The sequence below is a fragment of the Longispora sp. NPDC051575 genome, assembly GCF_040681875.1.
GTDB lineage: Bacteria > Actinomycetota > Actinomycetes > Mycobacteriales > Micromonosporaceae > Longispora.
Genome location: NZ_JBFAZP010000007.1, coordinates 461780 through 474167, shown reverse-complemented (window position 1 = coordinate 474167; position 12388 = coordinate 461780). Strand labels below are relative to the sequence as shown.

General features: G+C 72.8%; 12 protein-coding genes. 2 read left to right on the top strand and 10 right to left on the bottom strand.

Going from position 1 to position 12388, the window contains the following annotated elements; translation table 11 throughout:
* The first annotated feature begins 23 nt into the window (after nt 1-23).
* The gene (locus tag AB0M43_RS23045) at nt 24-1007 is read left to right on the top strand and encodes a hypothetical protein (protein WP_363727810.1); all 984 of its coding nucleotides are present in this window, start codon (nt 24-26) and stop codon (nt 1005-1007) included.
* 33 nt (nt 1008-1040) lie between these two features.
* Here the strand turns inward: AB0M43_RS23045 and aroQ are convergent, their stop codons facing one another.
* The 5 genes from aroQ to AB0M43_RS23020 form a co-directional block, all read right to left on the bottom strand.
* On the bottom strand, nt 1041-1511 hold the full coding sequence (gene aroQ / locus AB0M43_RS23040; RefSeq protein ID WP_363728025.1) for a type II 3-dehydroquinate dehydratase: 471 nt from the start codon (nt 1509-1511) through the stop codon (nt 1041-1043).
* Between the two features lie 17 nt (nt 1512-1528).
* The gene (gene aroB, locus AB0M43_RS23035) at nt 1529-2548 is read right to left on the bottom strand and encodes a 3-dehydroquinate synthase (protein ID WP_363727809.1); all 1020 of its coding nucleotides are present in this window, start codon (nt 2546-2548) and stop codon (nt 1529-1531) included.
* The gene (locus AB0M43_RS23030) at nt 2545-3153 is read right to left on the bottom strand and encodes a shikimate kinase (protein ID WP_363727808.1); all 609 of its coding nucleotides are present in this window, start codon (nt 3151-3153) and stop codon (nt 2545-2547) included. The genes aroB and AB0M43_RS23030 overlap by 4 nt, the downstream gene beginning before the upstream one ends.
* A complete protein-coding gene (gene aroC, locus AB0M43_RS23025; protein WP_363727807.1) occupies nt 3150-4340 on the bottom strand; it encodes a chorismate synthase in 1191 nt (396 codons plus the stop codon). The genes AB0M43_RS23030 and aroC overlap by 4 nt, the downstream gene beginning before the upstream one ends.
* Nucleotides 4341-4499: 159 nt before the next feature.
* On the bottom strand, nt 4500-5207 hold the full coding sequence (locus AB0M43_RS23020; RefSeq protein WP_363727806.1) for a prepilin peptidase: 708 nt from the start codon (nt 5205-5207) through the stop codon (nt 4500-4502).
* Nucleotides 5208-5293: 86 nt separating this feature from the next.
* On the opposite strand from AB0M43_RS23020, the gene AB0M43_RS23015 reads away from it, so the two are divergent.
* A complete protein-coding gene (locus AB0M43_RS23015; RefSeq protein ID WP_363727805.1) occupies nt 5294-6850 on the top strand; it encodes an alpha/beta hydrolase in 1557 nt (518 codons plus the stop codon).
* A gap of 156 nt (nt 6851-7006) precedes the next feature.
* On the opposite strand, the gene AB0M43_RS23010 is transcribed toward AB0M43_RS23015, so the two are convergent.
* The 5 genes from AB0M43_RS23010 to AB0M43_RS22990 are packed head-to-tail and all read right to left on the bottom strand — an operon-like array spanning nt 7007 to nt 12387.
* Nucleotides 7007-7849 (bottom strand): shikimate dehydrogenase, encoded by an 843-nt coding sequence (locus AB0M43_RS23010; protein ID WP_363727804.1) that lies wholly within the window; start codon nt 7847-7849, stop codon nt 7007-7009.
* Nucleotides 7810-8982, bottom strand: coding sequence for an endolytic transglycosylase MltG (gene mltG, locus AB0M43_RS23005; RefSeq protein WP_363727803.1), 1173 nt, complete (start codon nt 8980-8982; stop codon nt 7810-7812). The genes AB0M43_RS23010 and mltG overlap by 40 nt, the downstream gene beginning before the upstream one ends.
* Nucleotides 8979-9440, bottom strand: coding sequence for a Holliday junction resolvase RuvX (gene ruvX, locus AB0M43_RS23000; protein WP_363727802.1), 462 nt, complete (start codon nt 9438-9440; stop codon nt 8979-8981). Before ruvX ends, mltG begins: the two co-directional genes overlap by 4 nt.
* A complete protein-coding gene (alaS, locus tag AB0M43_RS22995) occupies nt 9437-12124 on the bottom strand; it encodes an alanine--tRNA ligase (RefSeq protein WP_363727801.1) in 2688 nt (895 codons plus the stop codon). The genes ruvX and alaS overlap by 4 nt, the downstream gene beginning before the upstream one ends.
* On the bottom strand, nt 12124-12387 hold the full coding sequence (locus AB0M43_RS22990; protein ID WP_363727800.1) for a hypothetical protein: 264 nt from the start codon (nt 12385-12387) through the stop codon (nt 12124-12126). Before AB0M43_RS22990 ends, alaS begins: the two co-directional genes overlap by 1 nt.
* Between the last annotated feature and the right edge of the window lies 1 nt (nt 12388).

Genomic DNA, 12388 nt, shown 5'->3' with positions numbered 1-12388 from the left:
TTATCTGGTTTTCGCCGATTTTTATGCTGGGCAGCATCGTGGTCGACGGGACGTCGGCCGACCTGCCCTGTGCCCACCTCGTGTACGCGGCCACCCCGTACACCGACTCGACGCTGGTCTGGCCCGACGGGCGCACCACCCGGACCGGGTACCAGCTGAACGCGCTCGCCGCCGACGGGCCCCGGATGCACGCGCTGGCCATCCGGCGCGGCGGCGCGGCGTTCGGGGACGGCGCGCACCTGGTCACGATCGAGGCGGACGGCACCACCCGCGACCGGGGCACGGTCGGCCCCCGGTTCGACGAGTCCTACGCGGGCGCGATGGTCGCCGGGCGCTACCACGTGGCCGCCGAGGGCCGGATGTACGTCCTCGACCCGGACACCGCCACCGTGCTCGCCAGCGCGCCCATGGACGTCACCGCGACCGTGGGCGACTGGGAGTACGACCCGGCCGACGGCGGGCTGTACGGGGTGACCGCCGAGGGGCACGCGCCGGCGCTCCTGCTGCGCACCGACCCCGGCACCGGGAACACCCGCACGGTGGGCAAGCTGCCCGAGTCCGCGTACGGCTCGGCGTTCCTCGGGCCCGGCCGGACGCTCTACACCCTCGCGAACAACGACGCCGGCAGGTCGAGCTGGTACGCGGTCCCGCTGGCCCGGCCCGCCGACACCGCGAAGCTCGGCGCGGGACCGCAGGCGGCCACGAGCGACGCGACCGGGTGTGCGCCCAGGGCGGCTCCGGGGACGCCCGCGGCGACGCCCAGGCCGAGCCCTTCGCGGCGGGTCGCTCCCCCGCCGGTGGCCGTCGCCGCGCCGGTGCCGCCGAGCGCCACGCCGCCGGCCCGGAAGTCGCCGTTGCCGCCGCCCCCGCCGCTGCCGTTCGAGCCGGTGGCGGCCCCGATCGCGCACACGCCCGTCGAGAGCTGGACGACGAGGCACTGGATCGCGTTCATGGTGTTCGCGTTCGGGGCGACCGGGGTGGGGGCGCGCCGGATGCGGGCCAAGTGACCTCGTACCCGGAGAACGTGTCGCGGGGTCGGGCTAGGCGCTGAGGGGCTTCGGCCGCCGGCCGGCCAGGTGCAGGAGGGCCAGCCGGTAGCCGTCCACCCCGAGGCCGACGATGACGCCCGTGGCGACCGCCGAGATCACCGAGTGCTCCCGGAACGCCTCCCGGGCGTGGATGTTGGAGATGTGCACCTCGACCAGCGGGCCGGTGAGCTGCGAACACGCGTCGCGGACCGCGATCGAGTAGTGCGTCCACGCCGCGCCGTTGAGCACCACCGCCGCGCCCTCGTCGGCCGCGTCGTGCAGCCAGCCGATCAGCTCGTGCTCGGCGTTGGTCTGCCGGACGTCGACGTCGAGGCCGAGGTCCCTGCCCGTCGCCTCGCACAGGGCCACCAGGTCGGCGTAGGTGGTGGAGCCGTAGATCAGGGGCTCGCGGGTGCCGAGCCGGTTCAGGTTCGGCCCGTTGAGGACGTAGACCTTCGTGGAACCGGCGGTGGAGCCCGTCATGTCCGCCCGATGCTCGCTCACGCCGCCACCTCCGCGTAGGCCGCCTCGAGGAGTTCCTCGGACGGGCCCGTCATGATGGCCGGCTTCGCCAGGCCGTCGAGGACCACGAACCGCTGGGTCGCGCCCTGCGCCTTCTTGTCGACGCGCATCGCGGCCCGCAGTTCGGGCCAGGCGTCCGACGGGTACGCCGTGGGCAGGCCCAGGCCGTCCAGCACCGTCCGGTGCCGGTCGGCCGTCGGCGCGTCGAGCCGGCCGTCGAGCCGGGCCAGCGCGGCGGCGAACACCAGGCCCACGGAGACCGCGTGGCCGTGCCGCCAGCGGTAGTGCTCCCGGTTCTCGATCGCGTGCCCGAGGGTGTGCCCGTAGTTGAGGAACTCGCGGCGGCCCGTGTCGCGCAGGTCGTCCACGACCACGTCGACCTTCACCTGGACCGAGCGTTCGACCAGCTCCGGCAGGTGCCCGCGGTAGTCGTCGGCGATCAGGTCCAGGATCACCGGGTCCGCGATGAACCCGCACTTGGCGACCTCGGCCATGCCGTTGACCAGCTCCGGCTCCGGCAGGGTGTCCAGGGTCGCCAGGTCGCACAGCACCAGGGCCGGCGGGTGGAACGCGCCCACCAGGTTCTTCCCGGCGGCCGTGTTCACGCCGGTCTTGCCGCCCACGGCCGCGTCGACCATGCCCAGCAGGCTCGTCGGGACCTGCACCACCCGGACGCCGCGCAGCCAGCACGCCGCCACGAACCCGGCCAGGTCGGTGACGGCCCCGCCGCCGACCCCGACCACCAGGTCCCGGCGGGTGAAGCCGGCCGCGCCGAGCCGGGCCCAGCAGTCCTCCGCCGTACCGATGGACTTGCCGTGCTCCGCGTCCGGCACCTCGATCAGGGTGACCTTCGCGTCGATCCGGGCCGCGATCCGCTCGGCGTGCGCGCGCAGCGGGGCCGCGTACAGCACGGCCGCCTGGTCGGCCTTCGGGAGTTCGACCGGCAGGTCCCGGCCGATCCGCACCTCGTAGTCGTCGCCGACCGGGATCGTCGTCACAGGGCCGACAGCTCCTTCAGGGCACTCGTGATCATCGCGACGACCTCGGCCGGGGGTACGGCGGCCGGCACGATCACGTCGGCCACCTCCTCGTACAGCGGGCGGCGCTGGTCGAGCAGGAACCTCAGGGTCGCGCGCGGGTTGGACATCAGCAGCGGCCGGCCGCCCTGGAGCCCGACCCGGCTCACGGCGGTGGAGAGGTCCAGTTCCAGGTAGACGACGACGTGCGCCATCAGCAGGGCCCGGGTCTCCTCGGCCAGCACAGCGCCGCCGCCCAGGGCCAGCACGCCCGGGTGGCCGCCGAGCGCGTCGGCGACGGCCCGGCGCTCCAGGGCGCGGAAGGCGTCCTCGCCGTCGTCGACGAAGATCTCGGTGATCTCCTTGCCGGTGGCGGCGACGATGTCGGCGTCGGTGTCGCGGAAGGTCACGCCGAGGGCCTCGGCGAGGGCCTGGCCGACCGTGGTCTTGCCGGCGCCGGGGGGGCCGACGAGGACGCAGACGGGGCGGGTGGCGCCGGGGTGGGCAGGGTCGGTGCCGGGGTGCGCGGCCGGCGTGGTGCCGGGCCGGGCCGGGTCCGTCCCCGGCTGCGCGGCCGGGCCGGTCACGCCAGGCCGTCCAGGTAGCCGGCGACGTTCCGCCGGATCTCGGCGACCGAGTCGCCGCCGAACTTCTCCGCCGCCAGGTCCGCGATCACCAGCGCGACCATCGCCTCGGCGACGATCCCGGCGGCCGGCACGGCACAGACGTCGGACCGCTGGTTGATCGCGGTCGCCGCCTCGCCGGTCGTGGTGTCGAACGTGGCCAGCGCGCGGTTCAGCGAGGAGATCGGCTTCATCGCGGCCCGGACCCGGATCGGCTGCCCGTTGGACATGCCGCCCTCGATGCCGCCCGCGCGGTCGGTCTCCCGCCGCACGCTGGTCGCGTCGGTGCGGCCCTCCGCCGCCGGGTACATCTCGTCGTGCGCCACGCTGCCGCGCGACCGGGCCTGGGTGAAGCCGTCGCCGACCTCGACGCCCTTGATCGCCTGGATGGACATCAGGGCGGCGGCCAGCTTCGCGTCGAGCCGGCGGTCCCACTGGGTGTGGGTGCCGACGCCGACCGGCACGTTGTACGCGAGTACCTCGACGATGCCGCCGAGGGTGTCCGCGTCCTTCTTCGCCGCGTCGATCTCGGCGACCATCCGCGCGCTCGCCTCGGGGTCGAGGCAGCGCAGCGGGTCGGCGTCGAGCCGTTCCTCGTCGGAGGGCAGCGGGAGGACGCCGGGCTTGGCGGCCACGGAGCCCAGCTCGACGACGTGCGAGACGATCTCGATGCCGTACGCCTGCTTGAGCAGCGCCTTGGCCACCGTGCCGATCGCGACCCGGGCGGCCGTCTCCCGGGCACTGGCGCGCTCCAGGATCGGCCGGGCGTCGTCGTGCCCGAACTTCGACATGCCGGCCAGGTCGGCGTGCCCGGGGCGGGGCCGGGTCAGCGGCGCGTTGCGGGACTGCGCGGCCAGCTCCTCGGCGGGCACCGGGTCGGCGGCCATCACCGTCTGCCACTTCGGCCACTCGCTGTTGCCGACCCGGACCGCGAAGGGGCTACCCAGCGTCACGCCGTGCCGCAGCCCTCCGATGATCTCGATGACGTCGCGTTCGAAGCTCATCCGGGCGCCGCGGCCGTAGCCGAGCCGGCGTCGGGCGAGCTCCCGCTCGATCTCGGCACTCGTCAGCTCGACCCCGGCGGGCACCCCCTCGAGGATGGCGACCAGGGCGGGACCGTGGGACTCTCCAGCAGTAAACCATCGCAGCACACGCCGAGTCTTTCACGCGCCGGGAACGGTCACCATGGCGGCTCCGTGGCGTGTTCGCGCGATTCTCAGCCTCTGGGACCGGGGGCGGCCCGAGCTGCGCGGATCCGGCCGTGGAACGGGCCAACAGGTGGCCGCGCCGGGTCTTGCAGGCTAGGTCGGTCAGAGCGGGACCGTGAGGGCGGCCAGGGTGCCGGCGAGCATCGCGGGGCCGTAGGGGGCGGGTCCGGGGCGGCCCGCGAGGCGGCGGGTCACGGCGTGCGCGGCGCCGAGCGCGAGGGCGAGCAGCACTCCGGCGGCGACGGCCCGCCAGGACACCCAGCCGGTGGCCAGGCCGAGGAGTCCGCCGAGCTTGACGTCGCCGAAGCCGAGGCCGCCGGCCGCACAGAGCACGCCGTAGCCGAGCAGGCAGCAGGCGGCGGCGAGCAGGGCGCGGGGCGCGCCGGTGGGGGCGAGAAGAGCGAGGGGCAGAGCGATCGCCGGGTACCCGGGGAGCACGAGTTCGTCGGGCAACCGGAGCGCGGCGAGGTCCACCCTGGCCAGCACGAGTCCGAGGCACCCGAGGGCGGCGTAGCAGGCGGTGAGGGCTGCCGCGTGGCCGGCGCCCGGGGCATCCGTACCCGTCAGGACGGTCTGTGCGATCTTTTCCGGCCACCCGCCCGGGGGCCGCGCGGGCGCTGTCACCGGGAGGCGGGCGGCCAGGGCGGCGAGCGTCCCGGCGAGGACCACCGCCCCCACGAGCCTGGTCCGCCACGTGGCCGGCGTCGGGCACCACCGGTCTGCGGCGCCGGTCAGGACCGGGCCGATCAGGACACCGAGCACCACCGCCACCCAGACCACCCCGCAGTTGTACCGGGCGGGCGCAATCATTTCATGATCAATATCACAACGTGCAACCTTGTCATGGTCACCTAGCGTTTAGGCGCTGGAATCCCTCATCGACAGGAGTCACCGGCATGACACCATTCACCCGGCTCCGGCTGGCCGCGGGCACCGCGCTCGTCGCCATGGCCGCGACCCTCGCGGTGACGTCACCCGCGGGCGCGACAGCGGACTCTCCCCCGGCCCAGACGCTCACCTGGAGCACCTGCGCCGACGGCTACGAGTGCGCCACCGCCGCCGCCCCCCTCGACTACGACCGGCCGCGCGGCGAGCAGATCTCGCTGTCGCTGATCCGGATGCCCGCCACCGACCCGGCGCGCAGGATCGGTTCCCTGTTCGTCAACTTCGGCGGCCCCGGCGCGTCCGGCGTCGACCGGCTCCAGTGGCGCGGCCACTGGGACTGGCTGTTCTCCCCCGAGCTGCGCGCCCGGTTCGACGTCGTCTCCTGGGACACCCGGGGCGTCGGCCGGAGCACGGCGATCCGATGTTTCGAGACGAAGGCCGAGCAGGAGGCGTACTTCAACGCCGTCCCCGCGTTCCCGGCCACGGCCGCCCAGGAGCCCGCGTTCTACGCGCAGGCCGCCGACCTCACCACGCGCTGCAAGGAGCGCGGCGGTGACCTGATCAACCACCTGTCCACGGCCAACACGGCCCGCGACCTCGACGTGATGCGCCGCGCCGTCGGCGACGAGAAGCTCAGCTACCTCGGCCTGTCCTACGGCACGCACGTCGGCGCGACCTACGCGAACCTGTTCCCGAACAAGTTCCGGGCGCTCGTCCTCGACGGCGCGCTCGACTTCCAGGGCAGCGCCACCGGGCACGGGATCGACGGGCTGACCAAGCCGATCGACACCCGCCAGGACGTGCCGCGCGGGCTGGCCGAGACGTTCGACCAGTTCCTCACCCAGTGCCAGACGGCCGGCCCGGAGCGGTGCGCGTTCGCCAAGGGCGACGTCGCGCCGAAGGCCCGGTTCAAGGCGTTGACCGACCGGGCGCGCGTCGCGCCGATCGTGCTCGACGGCGAGAGCTGGTCGTACACGACGATCGTCAGCACGGTGCAGGGCAACCTGGCGCACCCGCTGTGGTGGAAGGACCTGGCGACCCTGCTCGACCGGCTCGCCAACGTCCAGCCGGCCGCGCGCGCGTTCGGGGCGGTGCGGGAGGCGACCCCGAAGCTGGGCGAGCAGTACCTGGACAACCGCAGCGAGGCGTACTTCGCGATCAACTGCACCGACAGCGTCTCGCCCCGGCACACGTCCACGTACAGCCGGCTCGCGGAACCCGAGGACCGCCGGGTGCCGTACTTCGGCCGGATCGGCGTCTTCGGCTACATGCCGTGCGCCACCTGGCCGGGCCGGGACACCGACCGGTTCATGGGTCCGTGGAACACCCCGACCGCCGCGCCGATCCTCGTGGTGAACAACCGCTACGACCCGTCCACCCCGCTGCACGGCGCGCAGGACGGCACCGCCGAGCTGGCCAACGCCCAGCTGATGGTGATCGAGGGCGCGGGCCACACCGGCATGTACACGCCGAGCACCTGTGGTGAGAAGGCCAAGCGGGACTACCTGTTCACCGGGGTCCTGCCGCCGAAGAACCTGGTGTGCGCGGCGGACGACAGCCCGTTCTAACCGCGCGGGACGCCGCGGGCCGACCCCAGCGGGCAGGTTCGCGGCGTGTCCCCCGGGAGTCGCGGGATCCGACGCCCGCCGGTCGGGCGCGCGGGACGCGTACCCGTCGGGTGGTGGTGATTTTCCTGAGGCCCGTCCGTAGATCGTGGGCGGGCCTCAGCCCCGTGCGGCGACCGCCGCGTCCAGGGCCGCGCGCATCGGAGCCCTCGGGGCGGGCACCCCGGTGAACAGGGCGAACTGGAGATAGGCCTGGGCGGCCAGCAGGTCCAGGCCGCTCACCACCCGGCAGCCGGCGGCCAGCGCGGCGGCGGCCAGGGGGGTCGGCCACGGGTCGTAGAGCACGTCGAAGACGACGGTGTCGCGGTGCGGCTTGAGTTCGGCGAGGGACCCGGCGGCGCTCTTCGGGACGGTGGACACGATCACGTCGGCGTCCGCCGCGTCGGCCACGTCGTCCCAGTGCGCGGGGACGATCCGCACGTCCAGGGCCGCCGCGACCGGCAGCAGCTCGGTCACCGCCTCCGGCCGGCGCGCGTAGACCGTGGCCCGGGCGCCCAGCGACGAGGCCGCCGCCAGCGCCGCGCGGGCCGTGCCCCCGGCGCCCAGGATCGCCATCTCCGCCGCCGCCACGCAGCCCACCTGGGCCAGCGCGTCGACCGCGCCCGGCGCGTCGGTGTTGTCCAGGAACCGGGTGCCGCCCCGCAGCACCAGGGTGTTCGCCGCGCCCAGCACCCGGGCCAACGGCGTGACCTCCCGGCCGACGGTGAGCGCGACCTCCTTGAGCGGCATCGTCAGCGACAGCCCGGCCCACTCCGGGCCCAGACCGTCCACGAAGGACGCCAGCTCGTCCTCGCCGACGTCGACCGCCGCGTAGGACCAGTCGAGGCCGAGGGCCGCGTAGCCGGCGTTGTGCAGGACAGGGGACAGCGAGTGGCCGACCGGGCGGCCGAGCACCGCGGCCCTCACCGGCAGGAGTCCCCGGTCAGCACCCCCGCCTGGCATGCCCTGCGTCGGTTCGCGTCGTGCTCGGCGAGCGTGACGGCGAACGCGGAGTGGCCCTCCTTGTCGACGGCCACGAAGTACACCCACTCGCCGGCCGGCGGTTCGATCGCGCCCTTCAGCGCCGCCGCCCCCGGGTTGGAGATCGGCCCGCCCGGCAGACCGCGCACGCTCTTCACGTTGTACGGGCTCTTCGGGTCGTCCATCTCCTCCTTCGACAGCTCCGAGGAACTCTTCGACGGCTTGCCCTGCTTGATCAGCCAGTAGTTGGCCGTCACGTCGAACTCCAGGGGCATGTTCTTCTTGTACGCCCGGTTGTAGGCCACCCGGGCCACCTTGCCCAGGTCGTCCGCGTTGCCCGCCTCGACCTGCGCGAGCGAGGCCACGATCAGCGCCTCGAACGGCGAGATCTGGCGCTCCTTCTCGGCCCGGGCGATGAACCCGCTGGACTCCATCTCCGCGTTGAACCGGGCGACCAGCTTCTTCAGGATCGAGGTCGCCGTGAAACCGGGCTCGAACTCGTAGGTGTCCGGGAACAGGAAGCCCTCGATGGACTTCTCCACCGGCTTGCCGTCGTTGCGCTTGAACCAGAAGTCGGGCACCCCGAGCTCGACGGGGTCCTTCGCGGCGGCCTCGAACTCGGCGGCCGGGATCTTCGTGACCTTCTCCAGCTCCGCGAACGTGCCCTTGAACGTCAGGCCCTCGCGCAGGGTCACCCGGGTGGTGATCTTGTTGTTCAGGTCGAGCAGCGCGGTCACCGCGTCCTTGGCCCGCATCTGCTTGCGCACCTTGTACGTGCCCGGCTGGAAGGACGTGCCCTTCGGGTTCTCCTTCGCGGCCTCGACGAACGCCTTGGCGCTCTTCACCACGTCGGCGGAGAACAGCGTGTTGGCGATGTCGGCCACCGACTGGCCCTTCTTCACCGTGGCCGTGGTCTCGCTGGTGCCGCCCGTGGCGTAGTCCGGGGTGGCGAGCATGTCGCTGATCTTGGTCGCGCCCCACCAGGCGCCCCCGCCTAGCACGAGCAGGATGACCGCCGTGAGGATCAGCGCGAGCCCGCTGCGGCCCTTCTTCTTTCTGCGACGGCGGTGCCGGCCGGGGTCGACGTCCTCGTACAACCCCAGTTCGTCCATCATCCGCGTAGCCTCCGCTGAGCGTCGAGCCAACCCTGCAGGATCTCCACCGCGGCCGCCTGGTCGACGACAGCGCGTTGGCGCTTCCCCTTGACACCCCGTTCTGCGAGCCTACGTCCCGCCACGACGGTTGACATCCGCTCGTCGGCCATGTGTACCGGGATCGACGGCAGGGCCTCGGTCAAGCGCGCAGCGTAGCCACGCACGGCGGCCGCCGCCAGTCCCTCTTTGCCGTTCAGGGCGATCGGCAGACCCACGACGATGCCTATCGCATCATATTCCTCGACCAGTTTGGCGATTTCCGCCAGATCGGTCGGCTTGTCCGTCTCCGACTGGTCCCGGGCCACCGTCACCACCGGGGTGGCCAGGATGCCGTCCGGATCGGAGCGCGCGACGCCGATCCGGACGTTCCCGACATCGATGCCGAGTCGGACGCCGCGCTGCCAACCTGTCCCGGTCAAGCCCGCTCCGCCACCAGCTTCTCGACCGCGTCGAGCAGCGCGCCGGCCTGGTCCGCCGGGATCCCGCCGCCCTGGGCCAGGTCCGCGTTGCCGCCGCCCTTGCCCGACAGGGCGCCCTTGACCAGGTCGCCCGCCGACAGGCCCGCGATCTTCGCCGCCGCGTTCACCGCGATCACGATGGACGCCTTGCCGTTCGCCCGCGCCGTCACGGCCACCACGGCCGGCCGCTTCGGGTCGATCTTGCCCCGGACGTCCTGCGCCAGGGTCCGCACGTCGTTCGCGCCGGTGCCCTCGGGGGCCTCCGCGCCCACGTACGCGACGCCGCGCACGTCCTTCGCGCCCGCCGCCAGGCCGCCGGAGTTCGCCAGGACCATCTGGGCCCGCAGCTTCTCCAGCTCCTTCTCGGTGTCCTTGAACTGGGCCATCATCTGCGCCACCCGGTCACCCAGCTGGTCGCTCGGCACCCGGAACAGCTCCGCGAGGCGCAGCACCAGGTCCCGCTCGCGGGCCAGGTACCGGAACGCCTCGTGGCCCACCACGGCCTCGATCCGGCGCGAACCCGCGCCCACCGACGACTCGCCGGTCACCGCCATCGGGCCGATCTGCGCCGACCGCTCGACGTGCGTGCCACCGCACAGCTCGCGCGACCACTCGCCGCCGATCTCCACGACCCGGACGTCCTCGTCGTACGTCTCGCCGAACAGGGCGATCGCGCCCAGGTCCTTCGCCTTCGCGATCGGCATCACGTTCGCCGTGACCAGCAGGTCGCTGCGGACCGCGAGGTTGGAGACCTCCTCGATCTCGCTGCGGGTCTCGGGCGACAGCGCGCCGCGCCAGGAGAAGTCCAGCCGCAGGTAGCCGGGGCGGTTGTACGAACCCGACTGCAGGGCCGCCGGGCCGAGCACCTGGCGCAGGGCCGCGTGCACCACGTGGGTGCCCGAGTGGGCCTGGCGCGCGCCGATCCGCCACTCCGCGTCCACCGCCGCGTGCACCTTCTGGCCCACGTGCAGCTCGCCGTGCAGGACCCGCACCTGGTGCGAGACCAGCTTCTTCACCGGCCGCTGCACGTCGAGCACCTCGGCCTCGACGTCCGCGCCGACCAGCCGGCCCGCGTCGGAGTCCTGGCCGCCGGACTCGGCGTAGAACGGGGTCCGGTCCAGGATCACCGTGACGACCTCGCCGGGGGCCGCGTGCCGGGTCGGCAGGCCCTCCTTGAGCATCGCCAGGATCGTCGCGTCGGACTCCAGCGTCGAGTACGCCACCCAGTCGGTCGGGCCGTGCTCGTCGAGCACCGACCGGAACGCCGACAGGTCCGCGTGCCCGCTCTTGCGCGCCGCCGCGTCGGCCTTCGCCCGGGTCCGCTGCTCCAGCATCAGGGCCTTGAAGCCCTCCACGTCCACCGACAGGCCCTGCTCGGACGCGATCTCCAGGGTCAGGTCGATCGGGAAGCCGAACGTGTCGTGCAGCTGGAACGCCTTGGAACCCGCGAGCTTCTCGCCGCCCGCGGACTTGGTCTCCGTCAGGGCCAGGTCCAGGATCGTCGTGCCCTGCCGCAGGGTGGACAGGAAGGCGTCCTCCTCCGCGTAGGCGTACCGCGCGATCCGGTCGTAGTCGCTGGCCACCTCGGGGTAGCTCGGGGCCATGCAGTCCCGGGCCACCGGCAGCAGGTGCGGCATGGCCTGGCCCTCGAAGCCGAGGAGGCGGATCGAGCGGATCGCCCGGCGGAGGATGCGGCGGAGCACGTAGCCCCGGCCCTCGTTGCCCGGGGTCACCCCGTCGCCGATCAGCATCAGGCCGGTGCGCACGTGGTCGGCGATGACCCGCAGCCGCACGTCGTCGGGGTGCGACTCGGAGGCCACCGAGCTCTTCGACACGCCGTAGCGCTTGCCGGTGAGCTCCTCGGCCTTCTCGATCAGCGGCCGGACCTCGTCGATCTCGTAGAGGTTGTCGACGCCCTGCAGGACGGAGGCGATCCGCTCCAGGCCCATGCCGGTGTCGATGTTGCGCGCCGGCAGCTCCCCCAGGATCGGGAAGTTCTCCTTGTCGGTGCCCGGGCCGCGCTCGTACTGCATGAAGACGTTGTTCCAGATCTCCATGTAGCGGTCCTCGTCGACCTCCGGACCGCCCTCGCGGCCGTAGGACGGGCCGCGGTCGACGAAGATCTCCGAACACGGGCCGCACGGGCCCGGGATGCCCATCGACCAGTAGTTGTCCTTCTTGCCCCGGCGCACGATCCGGTCCATCGGCAGGCCGACCGTGCGGTGCCAGATGTCGATGGCCTCGTCGTCGTCCAGGTAGACCGTCGCCCAGAGGGTCTCCGGGTCCAGCCCGTAGCCGCCGTCGGTGAGGGACTTCGTCAGCAGGTCCCAGGCCATCGGGATGGCCTCGGCCTTGAAGTAGTCGCCGAAGGAGAAGTTGCCGTTCATTTGGAAGAACGTGCCGTGCCGGCTGGTCTTGCCGACCTCGTCGATGTCGGGGGTCCGGATGCACTTCTGCACCGAGACCGCGCGCTTCCACGGAGCTGCCTGCTGGCCCAGGAAGTAGGGGACGAACTGCACCATGCCGGCATTGATGAACAGCAGGTTCGGGTCATCAATCGCTGGCAGCGGCGCGCTGGGCACGACCGTGTGCCCGTTCGCCTCGAAGTGGGCCAGGAACCGGCGCTTAATCTCCGCGGTCCGCATCAGTATTCTTCGCTTTCCTCAGTGTCGTTGGTGATCAGTAGGCCGTGCGCGATCGCGTCGGCGATCTCCGCCTCGCGCTCGGCCGCGCCCTCGCGGACGTCGTCGAAGAAGCCGCGGACCGAGTCCAGGACCCCGCCGGCGGACTGTCCGAGGTTACCCGCGATGCCGGCCGGCGTGAACGCGTGCGCGGTCCGGGTCAGCTTGCGCACGACCACCACCCCGACGGCCACCCCGACGCCCAGCCACAGCAGTCGCTTGAACATC